The 17491-nt window shown below is 71.1% G+C and carries 16 protein-coding genes; 10 read left to right on the forward strand and 6 right to left on the reverse strand.

Annotation, left to right across the window (positions count from 1 at the left end):
- The first annotated feature begins 541 nt into the window (after positions 1–541).
- The gene (locus tag ACWGJ2_RS34820) at positions 542–1315 is read left to right on the forward strand and encodes an IclR family transcriptional regulator (protein WP_453350348.1); all 774 of its coding nucleotides are present in this window, start codon (positions 542–544) and stop codon (positions 1313–1315) included.
- A 43-nt stretch (positions 1316–1358) separates the two neighbouring features.
- Entirely contained in the window at positions 1359–2285 is a 927-nt protein-coding gene (locus ACWGJ2_RS34825; RefSeq protein WP_453350349.1) for an SMP-30/gluconolactonase/LRE family protein, read from the forward strand.
- A gap of 38 nt (positions 2286–2323) precedes the next feature.
- Here the strand turns inward: ACWGJ2_RS34825 and ACWGJ2_RS34830 are convergent, their stop codons facing one another.
- Positions 2324–2785: a MarR family winged helix-turn-helix transcriptional regulator gene (locus ACWGJ2_RS34830; protein ID WP_453350350.1), complete on the reverse strand. Its 462-nt coding sequence runs from the start codon at positions 2783–2785 to the stop codon at positions 2324–2326.
- A 91-nt stretch (positions 2786–2876) separates the two neighbouring features.
- Here ACWGJ2_RS34830 and ACWGJ2_RS34835 point away from each other — a divergent pair, with 91 nt between their 5' ends.
- On the forward strand, positions 2877–3926 hold the full coding sequence (locus tag ACWGJ2_RS34835) for an NADP-dependent oxidoreductase (RefSeq protein ID WP_453350351.1): 1050 nt from the start codon (positions 2877–2879) through the stop codon (positions 3924–3926).
- Between the two features lie 172 nt (positions 3927–4098).
- Positions 4099–4527, forward strand: coding sequence for an organic hydroperoxide resistance protein (locus tag ACWGJ2_RS34840; protein ID WP_453350352.1), 429 nt, complete (start codon positions 4099–4101; stop codon positions 4525–4527).
- A gap of 95 nt (positions 4528–4622) precedes the next feature.
- Here ACWGJ2_RS34840 and ACWGJ2_RS34845 read toward each other — a convergent pair whose 3' ends face one another.
- From ACWGJ2_RS34845 to ACWGJ2_RS34860, 4 genes are all read right to left on the reverse strand, one after another.
- Complete coding sequence (locus tag ACWGJ2_RS34845) at positions 4623–6011, reverse strand: erythromycin esterase family protein (protein WP_453350353.1); 1389 nt, start codon at positions 6009–6011, stop codon at positions 4623–4625.
- Positions 6012–6110: 99 nt separating this feature from the next.
- A complete protein-coding gene (locus ACWGJ2_RS34850; protein WP_453350354.1) occupies positions 6111–7301 on the reverse strand; it encodes a serine hydrolase domain-containing protein in 1191 nt (396 codons plus the stop codon).
- A gap of 240 nt (positions 7302–7541) precedes the next feature.
- On the reverse strand, positions 7542–8201 hold the full coding sequence (locus tag ACWGJ2_RS34855; RefSeq protein WP_453350355.1) for a response regulator transcription factor: 660 nt from the start codon (positions 8199–8201) through the stop codon (positions 7542–7544).
- Positions 8189–9466, reverse strand: a complete 1278-nt coding sequence (locus tag ACWGJ2_RS34860) for a sensor histidine kinase (RefSeq protein ID WP_453350356.1) — start codon at positions 9464–9466, stop codon at positions 8189–8191. The genes ACWGJ2_RS34855 and ACWGJ2_RS34860 overlap by 13 nt, the downstream gene beginning before the upstream one ends.
- A gap of 195 nt (positions 9467–9661) precedes the next feature.
- Between ACWGJ2_RS34860 and ACWGJ2_RS34865 the strand changes: the two genes are divergently transcribed.
- The 6 genes from ACWGJ2_RS34865 to arfA all read left to right on the forward strand — a co-directional run bounded on the left by ACWGJ2_RS34865 (position 9662) and on the right by arfA (position 16146).
- The gene (locus ACWGJ2_RS34865; protein WP_453350357.1) at positions 9662–9925 is read left to right on the forward strand and encodes a hypothetical protein; all 264 of its coding nucleotides are present in this window, start codon (positions 9662–9664) and stop codon (positions 9923–9925) included.
- Positions 9926–10150: 225 nt separating this feature from the next.
- Positions 10151–11557, forward strand: coding sequence for an extracellular solute-binding protein (locus tag ACWGJ2_RS34870; protein ID WP_453350358.1), 1407 nt, complete (start codon positions 10151–10153; stop codon positions 11555–11557).
- Between the two features lie 23 nt (positions 11558–11580).
- A complete protein-coding gene (locus ACWGJ2_RS34875) occupies positions 11581–12537 on the forward strand; it encodes a carbohydrate ABC transporter permease (RefSeq protein WP_453350381.1) in 957 nt (318 codons plus the stop codon).
- Positions 12534–13391 carry a carbohydrate ABC transporter permease gene (locus ACWGJ2_RS34880; protein ID WP_453350359.1) on the forward strand — a complete coding sequence of 286 codons (858 nt, stop codon included), beginning with the start codon at positions 12534–12536 and terminating at the stop codon, positions 13389–13391. The genes ACWGJ2_RS34875 and ACWGJ2_RS34880 overlap by 4 nt, the downstream gene beginning before the upstream one ends.
- Before the next feature lie 132 nt (positions 13392–13523).
- Positions 13524–14552, forward strand: a complete 1029-nt coding sequence (locus ACWGJ2_RS34885; RefSeq protein ID WP_453350360.1) for an arabinan endo-1,5-alpha-L-arabinosidase — start codon at positions 13524–13526, stop codon at positions 14550–14552.
- 91 nt (positions 14553–14643) lie between these two features.
- Entirely contained in the window at positions 14644–16146 is a 1503-nt protein-coding gene (arfA, locus tag ACWGJ2_RS34890; protein WP_453350361.1) for an arabinosylfuranosidase ArfA, read from the forward strand.
- A gap of 62 nt (positions 16147–16208) precedes the next feature.
- Here arfA and ACWGJ2_RS34895 read toward each other — a convergent pair whose 3' ends face one another.
- On the reverse strand, positions 16209–17399 hold the full coding sequence (locus ACWGJ2_RS34895) for an aldose epimerase family protein (protein ID WP_453350362.1): 1191 nt from the start codon (positions 17397–17399) through the stop codon (positions 16209–16211).
- Positions 17400–17491 lie beyond the last annotated feature (92 nt).

Raw genomic sequence — 17491 nt, forward strand, 5'->3', positions numbered from 1 at the left:
GGAGGTGGTGCGGTGGGGTGTCCCCGCAAGTGGTGGCGACGAGTGCCGGGAGAAACCCGACAACGAGACCCGCACTTGTCGCCGCCCGAGGAGACACCCCGGCGCGGCGCCGACCCCCACCACACACGGGCCCCATAACCACTGACGCAAGCCACGAATCACGCGGCGCCAGCCGCGTACTACCGGTCCATACGCCGCGCCGAAGCCACCGACCCGCACCCGGCCCCGTACCGCAGGGCGACGGCGCCAAATGTTGTGGGCAAACGTTCCGCAAGGCGGGACGGGTGGGCACAACCCGTGCCACCGGCCCGCAACACGCGAACGAACCCCAAGAGGCACCAGCCAAGGCGCACCCCTGCAAGAGCCGGGCACCCCGTGTGGCCGTCACCCCGCACCCCGTGAGGGGGGCGCAACCCGGTGAAGCGGCAACCCCCCGTTTCTTCCAACCGAATCCGCGTTAGGCTACGTTCGCGATACCGATCAGGTGTCGGGATATCGAACTGCCGCCAGTTGCAACCAGCTACAAGGGGAGACGCGGAACATGGGACGTCTCGTGCCAGCCGTAACCAGGGCTCTGGACATATTGGAGCTGTTTCTCGACGGCGACGGAACCCTCTCCGCGCCCGAAATCACCCGTAAGCTCCAGCTCCCGCGCACCACCGTGCACGAGCTGGTCACGACGCTCGCGGCCCGTCACTACCTCGTCCCGCTGCCCGACCAGCCGGGCCGCTACCGCCTGGGCGTCCGCACGTACCAGCTCGGCAGCCGCTACGCGGAACAGCTCGACCTCGCGGCCGAGGGCCAGCAGGTGGCCCGTACCGTCGCCGAGACCTGTGACGAGACGGTCCACGTCGCCCTTTTGGAGGGCATGGACGTCATCTACATCGCGAAGGTGGACAGTACGCACGCCGTCCGCATGGTCTCCGCCGCCGGGCGGCGGCTGCCCGCGCACTGCACCTCCGTGGGGAAGATGCTCCTCGCGTCGCTCCCCGAGGACGAGTTGGAGGCGCGGCTGCCCGCGGGCGAGCCCCTCGCGGCGATGACGCCGAACTCCATCACCTCGCCCGAGGCGCTGCGCGAGGCGCTCACGGAGATCAGGGGACGCGGAGTCGCCGTGGAACAGCGCGAGTCGAACCCGGACGTGAGCTGTGTGGCGGCGCCCGTACGGAACTCGGCGGGCCAGGTCGTCGCGGCGCTCAGCATCTCCGTGCCCATGATCCGGTGGAGCGACGAGCGGCTGGCCGAGCTGGAGGAGCTGGCGGTGAAGGGCGCGAGCGAGCTGTCCGAGCGGCTCGGTCACCGTCGCCGCCCCTGAACACCCCCGGCCCTCGGGCCGCCTGACGACTTACGGAGAGCGCATGAGCGGCACACACCCACCCCGCACGCCCCGCGCACTGGACGTCGCCGTGCGGGCGCACGCGAAGCTGGGGGAGGGGCCGACCTGGGACGCCGCGCGTGCGCGGCTGATCTGGGTGGACATCCTCACCTCACGGGTGCACACCTTCGACCCGGCCACCGGCGCCCGTACGGTCCTGGTGACCGAGCAGCACGTGGGCGCGGCCAAGCCCCGCGAGGGCGGCGGCCTCGTCGTCAACCTCCGCGACGGCATCGGGCTGTTCGGCCCGGAGGACGCGGACGCGGACACGGGCGCCGACGCGGGAGCCGTGCCCCGTCGCGCGTTCTCCTGGCTGCACAGGGACCCCGTCCCAGGGCGTCGTGGCAACGACGCGGCGGTCGCGCCCGACGGCGCGCTGTGGGCGGGGAGCATGCGCTACGACGAGGCGGCGGGCGGCGGCGTCCTCGCCCGCGTGACGGGGGACGGCGCGGTCCGCACGGTGCTGCCCGACGTCACCGTCAGCAACGGCGCGGGCTGGAGCCCGGACGGGCGGCTGATGTACTACATCGACACCCCCACAGGCCGCATCGACGTCCTCCCCTTCGACGGCCACGACGTGGACGTCTCGCGCCGCCGTCCGCTGGCCGAGATCGAGGAGAGCGCGGGCTACCCCGACGGCCTGACCGTCGACGCCGAAGGATGCGTCTGGGTCGCGCTGTGGGACGGGGCCGCGCTGCGGCGCTACACGCCGGACGGCGCCCTGGACCGCACCGTTCCGCTGCCGGTGCGGCGGCCCACGGCCTGCGCTTTCGGCGGGCCCGGGCTGCGCGATCTGTACGTCACGACGGCGCTGACGGGCGCAGAGCCGGCGCGGCAGCCGCTGGCGGGCTCCCTGCTGGTGCTGCCGGACGCGGGGCAGGGCCTGCCGCAGCCCGTGTTCGCGGGCTAGCAAGGGCGAGGGCGGGGGCGGGGCGCCCGGTGCCCCGCTCAGCTCTCCGCCGGGCCCGCCACGTCCTCGCCCAGCATCCGCTTCAGCAGATCCCGCAGCACCGTCCGCTCCGCGTTCGTCAGCTCGCCGAGGGGTTCGCGGGCGAAATCGAGGGACTCGCGCAGCCGGTCGGCGGTGGCGCGGCCCTCGTCCGTGGCGGCGGCGACCTTGACGCGGCGGTCAGCGGGGTCCGGACGGCGCTCGACGAGCCCGCGCACTTCGAGGCGGTCCACTATCCCCGTCACGTTCGACGGCTCGCACTTGAGCTGCTGGGCCACCTTGCGCATGGGCGTGGGCTCCCGGGAGAGGAGCGCGAGGACGCGGGCCTGGGCGCCGGTGAGGGAGTGGTGGGCCGCCGCCAGCTCGTACTCCGCGTAATAGCGCGCGACGACCGAACCTATGAGGTCCACGACCTCACGGGTGAGCGGGTCGGTGCTCCGTGAGCGGGTACTGCGAGCCATGACACCCAGGGTACCCGTTTGCTTGACAACATGAAATATCGAGGAGCATGGTTGTTTCAGTATCTGAAGCATTATTCTGGAGGCAGCCCTCATGACCTCGACCGGCCCCGTATCGCCCGACACCGCATCCCTGCCCGCCACCGGCCGTGAGTGGCACCTGGTCGCCCGGCCGCAGGGCTGGCCCACGCCCGCCGACTTCGCCCTGCGCGAGGCCCCCGTGGCCGCGCCCGGCGAGGGCGAGGTCCTGGTGCGGAACCTGTATTTCTCCGTCGACCCGTACATGCGCGGGCGCATGAACGACGTGAAGTCGTACGTGCCGCCCTTCGAGCTGGACCGGCCGATGCAGGGCGGCGCGGTCGGCGTCGTGCTCGCGTCCGGGGCCGAGGGCATCGCGCCGGGTGACCACGTGCTGCACTTCGCGGGCTGGCGGGAGTACGCCACGTTCCCCGCCAAGCACGCGACGAAGGTGGACCCGGAAGCGGCTCCGCTCTCCGCCTACCTCGGGGTGCTCGGCATGCCGGGCCTCACCGGGTACGCGGGACTGCTGCGCGTGGCCGATTTCAAGGAGGGCGACGCGGTCTTCGTCTCCGGCGCGGCAGGTGCCGTCGGCAGCCAGGTCGGCCAGATCGCCAAGCTCAAGGGCGCCTCGCGCGTCATCGGCTCGGCCGGTTCGGACGAGAAGGTCAGGGTCCTCACCGAGGAGTACGGCTTTGACGCCGCCTTCAACTACAAGAACGGCCCCGTCAAGGACCAGCTCAAGGCCGCGGCCCCGGACGGCATCGATGTCTACTTCGACAATGTGGGCGGTGACCACCTGGAGGCGGCCATCGGCCGTCTGAACCTGCACGGCCGGATCGCCGTGTGCGGGATGATCTCGCAGTACAACGCCACCGAGCCGACCCCGGCCCCGCGCAACCTCGCCATGCTCATCGGCAAGCGGCTGCGCATCGAGGGCTTCCTCGTCGGCGACCACGAGGACCTTCAGCCGAGGTTCGTCGAAGAGGTCTCCGCCTGGGTGCGCTCCGGTGAGCTGAAGTACCGCGAGACGGTCGTCGAGGGCGTGGAGAACGGCGTGGACGCCTTCCTCGGCCTGCTCAAGGGCGAGAACACCGGCAAGATGGTCGTCTCCCTGGGCGAGTGACCACGCGGGGCAGCCGCCCCCGCCCCACCCCGGGCCGCCCCTCCGGGCCGCCTCTCCGGCTCGTCCGCGAGGGGCGGCCCCCGGGCGGGTGCCGAGGGGCGGCTAGGCTCGGCAGCGGCCAGTGGAGTCGTGGGCGCGAGGCCCCTGGTCACGCCATCCAACAGGAGGATTCATGTCCATCCAGTCCATCGACGTCAAGTACACCGCTGTCGCCACGGCGGAGAACGGCCGCGACGGCCGCGTCTCCACCGATGACGGACAGCTCGATGTCGTGGTCAACCCGCCCAAGGAGATGGGCGGCAGCGGTGCGGGCACCAACCCCGAGCAGCTCTTCGCCGCCGGGTACAGCGCCTGCTTCCAGGGCGCGCTCGGTGTCGTCGCGCGCAAGGAGAACGCGGACATCTCCGGCTCGACGGTGACGGCCAAGGTCAGCATCGGCAGCACCCCCGAGGGCGGGTTCGGTCTCAAGGTGGCCCTTGAGGCGAACATCCCGAACGTGGACGCGGCCAAGGCCAAGGAGCTGCTGGAGAAGGCCCACCAGGTCTGCCCGTACTCCAACGCCACCCGCGGCAACATCGAGGTCACCCTCGACGTCGCCTGACCCTCCGCCTCACGTCCCGAAGGGCCACCCCGCCATCCGGCAGGGGTGGCCCTTTACGCGTCGGCCCTTTGGAGCGGGCGGGAGGTCGCGGGAGGTCAGGGAGTGCCCAAGTAGGTGGTGGCCTCGATGTCGTGGAGGTGGATGAGGACGTCGTGGGCCCGGCCGGGTGCGGCCGTGTACCGCGTAGGGTCGGGCCACCCGGCGCCGATGTTCCACGTGGCGCGTTCCTCGTCCAGCCACGCGCGCGCCGCCTTGGGCGCTGTGCGCATGTCCAGGATGTAGTCCTCCCGGCGGGACCTGTCCAGGGTCTCTTCGTTGGAGCCCTGCGGGGCTCCGGGCACGCGGTAGGTGCGCATCACGTTGTCGTCGGTGCCGAACGCCTTGAAGGCGCCCTCGTAGAAACTGAAGCCGACGCTGACGTACCCGCTGCCCAGTGCGTCGTGGAGGAAGGACCCCTGGGTCTTGGGGTAGCGCGCGTCGAACGAGTCGTAGGACACATGGGTGTTGTGGGCCGACAACAGCGTGCGGTCACCGGTGTGCCGGCGCCACCATCGCACGTTGTCGGCCATCACCTGGTCGCGGAGCTTCATCATCTGCGCGATCTGGGCCTCGTCATCGAGGTCAAAGGACATGCCCCTGGCCATCTGATGGATCGCCAGGGCGTGCTGCACCATCCACACGTGGTCCTGTCTGCCACCGGTGCCGGGGTGCTGTGCGCGCAGGAGGTCGTAGACCTTCCTGGTCCGTTCGGCCCGCTCCTGGCGTTCGCCGAGCGGCAGCTTGAGGTACGCCTCGCTGTAGGTGGCGGCGTCGGTGGTCGGGGCCAGACCGCGGTACAACTCGGTGACCTGTTCGAGCAGCCGCGGGTATCTGCGGGACACGTAGTCGGTGACACGCCCGTACAGTTCCGGGCCGGCGTAGCCCATGTCGTTGCCCATGAACCGCACCGGGTCGTCGGGGTGGTGGCGGTTGTAGTCGCGCATCCAGGTGAGGAGGTCGCGGTAGTCCTGGTTGTTCCAGATCCGGTAGGTGCCCTGGAACTCCTCCCGGACTATCTCATCGAGATCACCCTTCCCGTGCACCACGTACTCGTCGAGCCGCACGCCGCTGCTCCAGGGCAGTTCCAGCGAGAAGGACCGGAAGCCCCTCTTCTCCACCAGGTAGCGGAAGACGCGGTGCTTCATACGGAAGAAGTCCCGTGAACCGTGGGTGGCTTCGCCCAGTCCCACGACGTCGGCGTCCTTGATCATGCGGCCGAGCGCGTCCAGGTCCCGCAGAGAGCCCGTGGGCCGTGTGGTCCTGAGTGTGTGGGCGCTGCGGTCTATGGCGTCGACCACACTCCCGTGGTGCTGCCGCGAGGCCGATGCCCGCGAGACGGTGGCCGACGAGGTGTGTGTGGTGGACCCGGTGGCGGGCGTGGCGAGCGCCAGCGCGCCGAGGGAGCAGAGGACCGAGGGAACGAGCAGTGCCGTACGTCGCTTCATGCCTCCAGATTCCTGTGGACGCGGGGTCCGTCACCAACCCAACTGCTGCCCACCTGCGGGTAGTGCAGGCACTACCCGCAGGGTCTGGTCAGCCGGTCCTCACGCGCAGAGTTCGCTGTCGATCAGGTGGTTCTGGGCCTGTTGGGTGGAGGAGTCCGCGGAGCCGTCGCCGGTCGCGTTCAGGACCACCGCACGGCGGCCGTCCGGGCTCACGCCGTTACGGGTGGTGTAGCCGGGAACGTCGCCGCCGTGACCGTAGTAGGTGCCGCCGCAGGACAACGGGACCTCCATCAGGCCGAGGCCGTAACGCACACCGGCCCACGCGGGGTCCAGCTCCGGGGCCCGTACCGTCGTCTTCATCGCCGCCAGCTGTGCGGGGGGCAGCAGCCGGCCGCCCAGCAGCGCCCGGTAGAAGCGGCTCAGGTCGGCTGTCGTGCTGATCATGGCCCCTGCCGCGCCACCCGCGGAGGGGTTGAGCGCGGTGACGTCGATCGCCGGGCCCGCTTCGTCGAAGGCGGAGAAGCCGTGCAGATGGCGGCCGGGCATCCGCGGGTTCGTGGTCGGGGCGAGCGTGTCGTGCAGGCCCAGCGGGCGGATGATGCGGGAGGTGACCTCCTGGTTCCAGCTGTGTCCGGTGATCTTCTCGATGATCATTCCGGCGAGGAGGTAGTTGGTGTTGGAGTAGCTCCAGCCCGCGCCGGGCGCGAAGTCCGGGGCGTGCCGCAGCGCGGTGGCGACCAGCCGCTCGGGGGGCCAGGTGGTGTAGCGGTCGGCCAGGTAACCGGCCTTGCTGGTGAACTGGGGGAGGTCCGCGGCGTAGTCGTGCAGTCCGCTGGTGTGCTGGAGGAGCTGCCGCACGGTGACGGCGCTGCCGTCGTTGCCGTTGCCGGAGACCACGCCGGGCAGCCAGTGCTCGACCGTGTCGTCCAGCGAAAGGCGGTCCTCGCCGACGAGTTGCAGCACCACCGTGGCGACGAACGTCTTGGTGGTGCTGGCGATCCGGAACCGGTCACCGGGGCGTGCCCGCTCCCCTGTGGCCTGGTCGGCCACCCCGCCGGTGGCATACCGGGTGCCGCGCGGCCCGGCCGACTGTGCCACGACTGCGACGGTCCCCGTCTTCATGACCGCGTCCACGCCGGCCTCCAGAGCTGTGCTGTGCGTCCGGTCGTGCGTGCCGCCGTGCACGGGCACGGAACCGGTCGCGCCGGCCGCGGGCAGGGTCGGGCCGATTCCCGCGAGCGCGGTCACCAGGGCCGTGGCAGCCACACGGGAAGTGAGCTCGGGTTTCATGAGTCGCGGACTCCTCGGTCGTCGTCGCGGTCGTGCCGCCGTCGCGGCGTGACCACCACGCTAGGAACTCCGGCTCCGCGAAACGATGGGGCAGGCGGGCCGTTCGGTGGGGGTGCCTTCTCCCAGGTGCGAGTAGCGCGTGCTGCACCGGCCGGAGGTCCGACGGGGCGGGGACGCACACGCCGGGGGACACGCGAGGGGGCATGCACGCGCGCTGGACGCACGCTCCATGACGGGGCGTCAGGAGCGGCGTCGCGTGTCGTCGAGGTAGCGCAGGACCGCCGCGACCCGCCGGTCCACCTGGTCGGCGGGCGACAGGCCGAGCTTGGCGAAGATGCTGCGGATGTGTTTGTGGACGGCGCCCTCGGTAACAACGAGCCGTTTCGCGATGGCGCTGTTGCCCAGGCCCTCCGCCATCAGTCCGAGCACGTCGCGTTCACGCGGGCTGAGCTGCTCCAGGCGGGTGTCCTGGCGGCTGCGGGTGAAGAGCTGCGCGACCACCTCAGGGTCGATGGCCGTGCCGCCGTCCGCGACCCGGCCCAGCGCGTCCAGGAACTCCTCGACCCGCCCGACCCGCTCCTTGAGCAGATAGCCGAGCCCGGTGATGCCGCCCGAGAGCAGATCGGTGGCGAAGGACTGCTCGACGTACGCCGACAGGACGAGGACCGCCAGATCGGGCCGTCGCCGCCGGGCCTCGACCGCCGCGACGATCCCCTCGTCGGTGTGCGTCGGCGGCATCCGCACATCGAGGATGGCGACATCCGGCTTGTGGGTGTCGATGGCGTCGAGAACGCCGTCGACGGTACCGGCCGTGGCCACCACGTCGATGCCCTCGGCGCGCAGCAGCAACGCGAGCCCCTCCCGCAGCAGCGGGTCGTCCTCGGCGATCACAATCCGCATGGCAGTTCCACCTTGAGAGTCGTCGGGCCGCCGGGCGGGCTGGCCAGTTCGAGAGCGCCGTCGTGGGCGGCGATCCGGTCGCGGATGCCGGCGAGCCCGGAGCCGCCCTCTTCGTCGGCACCGCCCCGGCCGTCGTCGGTGACGTCCAGGCGCAGCCGGCCGCCCCGGCCGCGGACCGTGACCGACGCCTGCCGTGCGCCGCTGTGCTTGGCGATGTTCGTCAGGGCCTCCGCCACCACGAAGTAGGCGGTCGCCTCCACGGAGGCCGCGCACCGCTCAGGCACCTCGACGTCGATCCGACAGGGCACCGGGCAGCTCGCCGCGAGCCCGGTGAGCGCCCCGGCCAGCCCACGGTCGGCCAGCACGGGCGGCAGGATGCCCCGGGCGACCGAACGCAGCTCCGACAGGGCCTGCTCGGCGGCACTCTGGGCCCGTTCGAGGAGTTCTTCGGCGCCCGCCGGATCGCGGGCCACCATACGGCGCGCCGCGCCGAGCAGCACGGTGACCGTGACAAGCCGGTTCTGGGTGCCGTCGTGCAGTGAGCGTTCGATGCGCCGCAGCTCGGTGGCGTGGGCGTCCAGGGCGGCCGCCCGGGTGGCGGTCAGCTCCGCGACGCGCAGCAACAGGTCCGTGCCGGGCCTGGCCGCGAGGAGGGTGCGCCCCGGCCGCGCCTGGAGCCGTGCCATGCCGGAGGTGAGGCCCAGGATGATGGCGGTCCAGCCGAGCCCGACGAGGGCGGCGGCGAGCGCGTCGGCCCAGGTCTCGGCGACCCCGATGCCCAGGGAGGTGCTGGTCGAGCCCTCCGGCAGCAGGCGCCAGTACAGCGGGAAGGCCACGTCGCGCACGGCCAGCACCGGGAGCAGCGCGCCGCACAGGCCGAGGAGGAGCCCCAGCGAGGCGTGGCGGACCAGCCAGCGCAGCTCGCGCCGGGTGGTCGGGTCGACGAGCGCGAGCCGCAGCCGGGTGGGCGCCGGGTCAGGGCCGATGACCTCGGGGCCGCGGCGGCCGAGCCGTCGGCGTTCGCGTGCGGCGAGCGCGTGCAGTGTGCGCAGCACGGCCGGCGCCATGAGCAGTCCGACGCCCACCAGGGACGTCACGGCGGTCACGGCCACCCAGACCAGGACGAGGAGCGCGAGGAATGCCGTACGGAGTCCGCTGACGAGTTCGCCGAGCGCGGCGACGGCTGCGCCCGCCGCCCGGACTGCGGACGCCCGGACCGTGGCGGCCCGGACCGTGGTGGCCCGGATGGATGCCGGTATCCGCACCCGCTCCCCTCTCCGTATCTGTCACCAACAGCCCCCTTCGGTGCGGCCGGTTCGCCGTAGAGGAGGAGCGTAGAGGTACAGCCTGCCGTACCCCCAGTCGGGCGGCTGGCGGGCTCGGCCGGCCGGGTCCCGGTCCGTAGTTTCGGTGGCACGACAGCAGGACCCGACGATCCGGGACCCAGGAGAGGGACAGCGATGACCACCACGGACCCCAACCGCCTCGACGGCGGAGCCCAGGACCCGCGCCCGGTCGACCCGGGCGCACCGCGCGACAGTGTCACCGGGGGCGGTGTCGTCCGGGCGGCACTGTGGCTGGTGCTCGTCATCAGCACCGTCGGCAACATGGTGGCCTCGTTCGCCGCCGCCTCCACGCAGATCCACCTCGTCTGCGGCGTGGTCACCACGCTGTGCGTGGCGGGGCTCGTCACCTGCCATCTGCGGGCCCGGCGAGGAGCATGACGACCCCTGACTGGGCCCGGTCGCCTTCCCCCTGACGCCCTCGCGACCCCGTTTCTGCGCAAAGCATTGACGTAGGAGCGCTTCGATTCTACGTTCCCGTTCGGATAACCGATCGATGTACGGGATATCGAACGCACCGTACCCCCGATCGCGCACCCCCGCATGCCCGCACGCCGCAGCACCCCGCACCACCGAGACCTGTCCACCACTCCGGGGAAGAGCCGCATGACTTCAACTCCCCGTCAGGCGCCCAGTCGTCGGCGTCTGCTCGGAACCGCCGCCAAGGCCGCGGGACTCGCCGGGCTCGGCGCCTTCGGGGCCGCCGGGGCCCTGGGCACGGCGGGCTGCGCCGCGCCCGCCTCCGTCGCCGCGGGAAAGACCCCGTTCCGCTTCTGGCACCTCTACGGCGGTGGCGACGGCGTCAACATGAGCGCCATGCTCGACGTCTTCCGCAAGGAGCACCCCCAGTTCGATATGGAGGTCGCCCAGCTCCAGTGGGGCGCCCCGTACTACACCAAGCTCGGCATGGCGGGCGCGGGCGGCCGGGCGCCCGAGGTCGCGGCACTGCATCTCGCGCGGCTACCCGGGTTCGGACCAGGCCGTCTTCTCGACCCCTTCGACCTGGACCTGCTCGCCGAACACGGCGTCGAGCCGGGGAACTTCCCCGAGCAGATCTGGCGCCGGGGCGCCGTGGACGGCAAGCAGTACGCCGTGCCGCTCGACACCCACCCGATCGTTCTGTTCTACAACACCAAGATCTGCGAGAAGGCCGGGCTGCTCGACGGCTCAGGCAAGCTGAAGACTCTGCGCGGCGCCGAGGAGTTCACCGAGGCGCTGCGCGCGATCACCAAGGTCACCAAGCGGCCCGCGCTGGTCACCGAGACCCTCGGGCCCGATGTCGTCGGCCCCTGGCGGATATTCGCCACCTTCTACTCGCAGACCGGCGGCACCCTCCTCGACCCCACCGGCACCCGCATGACCATCGACGACGAGAAGGCCCTCCGGGCACTGGAGTACATGCGCACCCTCACTCACGAGGGCCTCGCCGTGCGGCGCGTCGACTACAACGGTGGGGTCGCCGTCTTCAACGCGGGGGAGACCGGCTTCTACCTCAACGGCGAGTGGGAGGTCTCCACCTTCACCGAGAGCAAGCTGCCCTTCTCCATGACGCGCGTCCCCAACCTCTTCGGCCGCCCCACCGTGCAGGCCGACGCGCACGCCTTCGTGCTGCCCCACCAGAAGGACAGGGGCGGCCCGCCGAACGAGGCCGCGCACGCCTTCGTCGGCTGGATGATGCGGCACAGCGCCGACTGGGCCAAGGGCGGCCATGTGCCCGCGTATCTGCCGACGCTGGAGGAGCCGGAGTATCTGGAGCTGGAGCCGCAGTCCGCCTACCGCTCCGTGATCGAGGACGTCGCGCTCGACCCGCCCGCCTGGTTCGCGGGCTCGGCCTCCTCCATGTGGCTGGCGCTGGGCGCCGTCTTCTCCGGCGTGCTGACCGGCTCCCGTACCCCGCGCGAGGCGCTGGACGAGGCGAAGTCCCGGCTGCGCGAACTCCTCGACACCCCCAGCCCGCTCGGTGCGCGCGGCACCCGCACCGCCCCAGGCTCCCGCGGAGGTGAGACCGCATGACCGCTCCCACGCCCACCGCGGCGATGCCGGACGGGCTCCCGGACCCGGTCGCGGGCGGCCCCGCGCGGCCCCCCGCCGCCGCACGCCCCCAGGGCATACGCCGCCGCTGGACCGAGCACGGCCTCACCTTCACCGCGCCCTTCCTCCTCGTCTACGGGTTCTTCCTGGTCTGGCCGCTGCTGCTCGGCGTCAAGATGAGCTTCAGCGACGACAACATCACCGGCAGCGGCGGCTCGTTCGTCGGCCTCGACAACTACACAGAGGCCCTCGCCGACCCCGATGTGTGGTCCTCGCTGTGGAACACGGTCTGGTTCACGGTGCTGTCCACCGTGCCGCTGGTCGTGATGGGCATGGTCCTCGCGCTGCTGGCCCACCATCTGCGGGTGGTGAGCTGGCTGTGGCGGCTGAGCTGGTTCGCGCCCTTCCTGCTGCCCTCGGGCGTCGTCGGACTGCTGTGGCTGTGGATCATCTACCCGTCCGACTTCGGCTTCGCCGACCAGCTCCTCGCCTCGGCCGGGCTGCACCCCGGCATCGGCTGGCTGACGGACGCGCGCTACGCGATGCTCTCCATCGTGCTGACCACCGTCTGGTGGACCGTCGGCTTCAACTTCCTGCTCTACCTCGCCGCGCTCCAGGCCATCCCGCAGCACCTCTACGAGGCCGCCGACCTGGACGGGGCCACCGGCTGGCAGCAGCTTTGGCACATCACGCTGCCGATGCTGCGCCGCACGACGGGCGTCGTCGTCATCCTCCAGCTGCTCGCCTCGCTCAAGATCTTCGATCAGGTCTACATCATGACCCAGGGCGGCCCCGACGACTCCACCCGCCCGATCCTCCAGTACGTCTTCCAGCAGGGCTTCACGGGCTACCGGATCGGCTACGCCTCGGCCGTCTCGTACATCTTCTTCGCCCTGATCGTGCTCGTCTCGCTGATCCAGCTCCGCCTTGCCCGCAGGTCCCGTGAGGAGAACGCCGCATGACGACACAGCTCGCCGAGTCGGGCAGGCGCGCCCGCTGGACCCCGGGCCGCCTCGCGATGCTGTGCGTGGCGGTGGTGCTGGCCGTCGCGTGGGTGCTGCCGCTCGCCTACGGGGTGGCCACCTCGCTGAAGCCCGCTGGCGAGGAGGTGAAGACCCCGCTCCAGTGGATCGGCTCGACGGTCACCTTCGAGGCGTACCAGAAGGTGTGGGAGGCCGGTGACCTGCCGCAGTGGATGTTCAACACCTTCTACGTCTCCGCGATGACGACCGTGCTGACCGTGCTGCTGTGCGCGATGGCCGCGTACGGCTTCTCGCGCACCGAGTTCCGCGGGCGGCGGGTGCTGTACGGGCTGGTACTGGCCGGGATCATGGTGCCGCCGCAGGTGCTGATGGCGCCGCTCTTCGCGGAGATGCTGGCGCTCGGCCTGGTGGACACGTACTGGGGCGTGATCCTGCCGCAGGTGGCCGTGCCCGCGATGGTCTTCATCCTCGTCAAGTTCTTCGAGGGCGTACCGCGCGAGCTGGAGGAGGCCGCGTTCTGCGACGGTGCCGGGCGCTGGCGGGTCTTCTGGACGATCGTGATGCCGCTGTCCCGGCCCATCCTGGCCGCCGTCGCGATCTTCACCTTCATCCAGACGTGGAACAACTTCCTCTGGCCGTTCCTGGTGACCACCGACCCGAACGGCATGACGCTCCCCGTCGGGCTCGTCAACGTGCAGTCCAGCTACGGCGTGCGCTACTCGCAGGTCATGGCCTCGCTGGTGATCGCCGGCCTGCCGCTGCTCGTCGTGTTCGCTCTCTTCCAGCGCCAGATCGTCCGCGGGGTCGCGCACACGGGCCTCGCGGGCCAGTAGCCGCCGGGCCGGTAGCCACCGGGTCACCAGGTCACCGCGTCACCGCGTCGCGGCAACTCCGGGCCGCGCGGCGGCGACCTAGCGAGGAACCACCAAGCGAGGAACCCCCGTCCGCACGAAGGAGTGCACCCCATGCGAATCCTCAGCGCACGACGACGCACCTCGAACCCCTCCGGTCCCTCCGGCCGCTCCCGCCGCCGCAGACGCGCCACGCTCGTCGGCGCCCCACTGGCGGCCGCCGTCCTGGGCACCGTCATCGCCCTCGTCCCCGGCACCGCCTCGGCCGCCTACCCGGGCCCCGGCGTGGTGACGGGCGACATCGGCATCCACGACCCGTCCATGGCCAAGGTGGGCAGCGGCTACGTGCTCTACGGCTCCAACAACCGCCTCGACGCGCGCACATCCCCCGACCGCACCGCCTTCAAGAACGCGGGCTCCGCCTTCTCGCAGCCGCTGAGCTGGTGGGGCACCTACTCGCCCGAGCGGAGCCCCTGGGCGCCCGACATCACCAAGGTCGGCAGCACCTACTACATGTACTACGCCGTCTCCAGCTTCGGCTCCAACAAGTCCGCCATCGGGCTGGCCACCAGCTCCACCGGGGCGCCCGGCAGCTTCTCCGACAAGGGCATCGTCTACTCGACGAGCACGAGCAGCGACCACAACGCCATCGACCCCGACCTCCTCGTGGACAGCGACGGCCGCTGGTGGATGACGTTCGGCTCCTGGTGGACGGGCATCAAGGTCATGGAGCTGAACCCGGCCACGGGCAAGCGCCTCAACTCCTCGATGGCGGGCGTCGCCTCGGCCAGCGGCGGCATCGAGGGCCCCACCATGGTCAAGAACGGCGGCTACTACTACCTGTTCAGCTCCTACGGGAAGTGCTGCGCGGGCACGTCCAGCACGTACAGCATCCGCGTCGGCCGCTCCACCAAGCCGACGGGGCCCTTCACCGACCGCTCGGGCAAGGCGCTGACGGCCGGCGGCGGCACGCCGGTGCTGGAGACGCACGACAGGATCATCGGCCCCGGCGGCCAGGACGTCCTCCACGACTCGGACGGTGACCTGCTCGTCTACCACTACTACGACGGCAACGACAACGGCACGCCGAAGCTCGGCGTCAACCTCATGAGCTGGTCCGGAGGCTGGCCCACCGTCTACTGAGCCCCGCCCCCTCGCCAGGAAACGCGCCCGCTCCTCCCGCACACCCCACGTACCCCCGCACACCCCGCACACCCCGCACCGAAGGGACCCCATGAGCACCACCGCACGCTTCACCCTCGACCCCGCGTTCACCGTCGGCGACGTGGACCCGCGTCTGTTCGGGTCGTTCGTCGAGCATCTGGGCCGCTGTGTGTACACGGGCGTCTACGAGCCCGGCCACCCCACGGCCGACGCCGAAGGACTGCGCACCGACGTCCTGGAGCTGGTGCGGGAGCTGGGGGTCACCACCCTGCGCTACCCGGGCGGCAACTTCGTCTCGGGCTACCGCTGGGAGGACAGCGTGGGACCGCGGGAGGAGCGCCCGCGCCGTCTCGACCTGGCCTGGCGCTCGACGGAGAGCAACCGCTTCGGGCTCGCCGAGTTCACCGACTTCGTGCGCAAGGTGTCCGGCGAACCGATGCTGGCCGTCAACCTCGGCACCCGGGGGGTGGCGGAGGCCATCCAGCTCCAGGAGTACGCCAACCACCCCTCGGGTACCGAGCTGTCCGACCGCCGGATAGCGCACGGCGACAAGGACCCGTACAACATCCGGCTGTGGTGTCTGGGCAACGAGATGGACGGGCCCTGGCAGACGGGGCACAAGACGGCCGCCGAGTACGGGCGCGTCGCGGCCGAGACCGCGCGGGCCATGCGGCAGATCGACCCGGATCTGGAGCTGGTCGCCTGCGGCAGCTCGAACCAGGCCATGGAGACCTTCGCCGCCTGGGAGGCCGAGGTCCTCGCCGAGTGCTACGAGCACGTGGACTTCATCTCGCTGCACGCCTACTACGAGGAGAAGGACGGCGACCGGGACTCCTTCCTCGCCTCGGCCGTGGACACCGAGTCCTTCATCGAGAACGTCATCGCCACCTGCGACCACGTCGGGGCCCGGCTCAAGTCGAAGAAGCGGATCAACCTCTCCTTCGACGAGTGGAACGTGTGGTACCAGTCCCGGCCCAACCCGCACCCCGTCGAGGACTGGCAGGAGGCGCCGAGGCTGCTGGAGGACGTCTACACCGTCACCGACGCGGTCGTGTTCGGCTCGCTGCTCATCGCCCTGCTGCGGCACGCGGACCGGGTCACCGTCGCCTGCCTCGCGCAGCTCGTCAACGTCATCGCTCCGATCATGACCGAGCCCGGCGGCCCGGCCTGGCGGCAGACCACCTTCTTCCCCTTCGCGCAGGCGTCCCGGCACGGGCGCGGCACGGTGCTGGAGGTGCGGGCGGACTCGCCCACGTACGCGACGGAGAAGTATGGGGAGGTGCCGCTGCTGCACGTCACGGCCGTACGGGACGAGGCGAGCGGCGAGGTCACCGTCTTCGCCGTCAACCGCGACCAGCACGCCGAACTCCCCCTGGAGGCGGCGCTGCACGGGCTGGGGCTCGCCCGTGTACTGGAGCACACGGCCCTCGCCGACGCCGACCCGGAGGCCCGCAACACCCTCGCGGACCCCGAGCGCGTCACCCCGCACACCCGCGAGGGCACCGAGCTGCGGGACGGGGTGCTGCGGGCGAGCCTGGAGCCGCTGTCCTGGAACGTGATCCGGCTGGGCTGACACGCGGCGACGGGCCGCCCGCCGTGGGGGCGGGCGGCCCGTCGCGGGTGGCCGGATCCGGCTCAGCGGATGCCGAAGTAGTGCAGCGTGCTGCTGCGGTACGTCTCGCCCGGACGCAGCACCGTGGAGGGAAAGCCGGGCTGGTTGGGGGAGTCCGGGAAGTGCTGGGTCTCCAGGCAGAAGCCGTCGCCCTGGCGGTAGACCGCGCCGGAGGTGCCGACGGCCGAGCCGTCCAGGAAGTTGCCCGTGTAGAACTGCACCCCCGGCTCGGTGGTGGCGATGCGCATCACGCGCCCCGAGGTGGGCTCGGTGACGGTCACGAAGCGCTCGGGGCGGGGCGTGATGCCCTTGTCCAGCACGAAGTTGTGGTCGATGCCCTTGCCGAACAGCACCTGCTCGTGCGGGACGCGGATGTCCTGCCCGATGGGCTTGGCGCGGCGGAAGTCGAAGGGGGTACGGGCGACCTTCGCCAGCTCGCCCGTGGGGATGAGCGTGGAGTCGACGGGCGTGTAGCGGGAGGCGTCCAGCTCCAGCCTGTGGCCGTAGACGTCGCCGCTGCCCTCTCCTGCGAGGTTGAAGTAGGTGTGGTTGGTGAGGTTGACGACGGTGGCCTTGTCGGTGACGGCCTCGTAGTCGATGCGGAACTCGCCGCCGGAGGCGAGCGTGTAGTCGACGCGCACCTTCAGCTTGCCCGGGTAGCCCATCTCGCCGTCGGCGCTGGTGTAGCGCAGCGTCAGCCCGACGTCCGAGCCCTTCTCGAACGGCTCGACGTCCCACACCCTGCGGTCGAAGCCCTTGTCGCCGCCGTGCAGGCTGTTCGGGCCGTCGTTCAGCGGGAGCTGGTACGTCTTCCCGTCGAGGGTGAAGCGGCCCTTGGCGATGCGGTTCCCGTACCGGCCGATGAGGGCGCCGAAGTGGGAGGTGTCCTTGACGTAGCCCTCCAGGTTGTCGAACCCGAGGGAGATGTTGGCGCGGCGGCCGTGGCGGTCCGGTATCTCCAGCGACTGGACGGCGCCGCCGAAGCTGATGACGCGCAGCCGGGTGCCGCCGTTCTCGATGGTCCAGCGGTGTACCTCGGTGCCGTCCTCAAGGGTGCCGAAGTGCTCCTTCGCCTTCGCCGCGTTCACCGGACCGTTCCCCTGTCCCTCGGCGCCGCGCCGGGGCGCCGCGTGTGCCGTACCGGCGGCGCCCGTCGCGCCTGCCGCAGCCGCGGCGCCCGCCGCTGCCAGAACTGTGCGTCTTCTTGTGGTCATGGTGGATAGAGCGCCCTTCTGTTCGGAAGTGGGTGAGCCAACTCTTTCGCGTCCAGCGCGTGTTGGCACGGGGTCCGACCAAGGTTTCGCTA

The sequence above is a fragment of the Streptomyces sp. NPDC054796 genome (genome assembly GCF_053611545.1).

Bases quoted from the DNA above. Each gene is read 5' to 3' on its own strand.
- ACWGJ2_RS34895 (WP_453350362.1), bottom strand. From the start codon at position 17,399: ATGACCACAAGAAGACGCACAGTTCTGGCAGCGGCGGGCGCCGCGGCT.
- ACWGJ2_RS34820 (WP_453350348.1), top strand. From the start codon at position 542: ATGGGACGTCTCGTGCCAGCCGTAACCAGGGCTCTGGACATATTGGAG.
- arfA (WP_453350361.1), top strand. From the start codon at position 14,644: ATGAGCACCACCGCACGCTTCACCCTCGACCCCGCGTTCACCGTCGGC.
- ACWGJ2_RS34875 (WP_453350381.1), top strand. From the start codon at position 11,581: ATGCCGGACGGGCTCCCGGACCCGGTCGCGGGCGGCCCCGCGCGGCCC.
- ACWGJ2_RS34870 (WP_453350358.1), top strand. From the start codon at position 10,151: ATGACTTCAACTCCCCGTCAGGCGCCCAGTCGTCGGCGTCTGCTCGGA.
- ACWGJ2_RS34825 (WP_453350349.1), top strand. From the start codon at position 1,359: ATGAGCGGCACACACCCACCCCGCACGCCCCGCGCACTGGACGTCGCC.
- ACWGJ2_RS34850 (WP_453350354.1), bottom strand. From the start codon at position 7,301: ATGAAACCCGAGCTCACTTCCCGTGTGGCTGCCACGGCCCTGGTGACC.
- ACWGJ2_RS34830 (WP_453350350.1), bottom strand. From the start codon at position 2,785: ATGGCTCGCAGTACCCGCTCACGGAGCACCGACCCGCTCACCCGTGAG.
- ACWGJ2_RS34835 (WP_453350351.1), top strand. From the start codon at position 2,877: ATGACCTCGACCGGCCCCGTATCGCCCGACACCGCATCCCTGCCCGCC.
- ACWGJ2_RS34865 (WP_453350357.1), top strand. From the start codon at position 9,662: ATGACCACCACGGACCCCAACCGCCTCGACGGCGGAGCCCAGGACCCG.
- ACWGJ2_RS34855 (WP_453350355.1), bottom strand. From the start codon at position 8,201: ATGCGGATTGTGATCGCCGAGGACGACCCGCTGCTGCGGGAGGGGCTC.
- ACWGJ2_RS34845 (WP_453350353.1), bottom strand. From the start codon at position 6,011: ATGAAGCGACGTACGGCACTGCTCGTTCCCTCGGTCCTCTGCTCCCTC.
- ACWGJ2_RS34880 (WP_453350359.1), top strand. From the start codon at position 12,534: ATGACGACACAGCTCGCCGAGTCGGGCAGGCGCGCCCGCTGGACCCCG.
- ACWGJ2_RS34885 (WP_453350360.1), top strand. From the start codon at position 13,524: ATGCGAATCCTCAGCGCACGACGACGCACCTCGAACCCCTCCGGTCCC.
- ACWGJ2_RS34840 (WP_453350352.1), top strand. From the start codon at position 4,099: ATGTCCATCCAGTCCATCGACGTCAAGTACACCGCTGTCGCCACGGCG.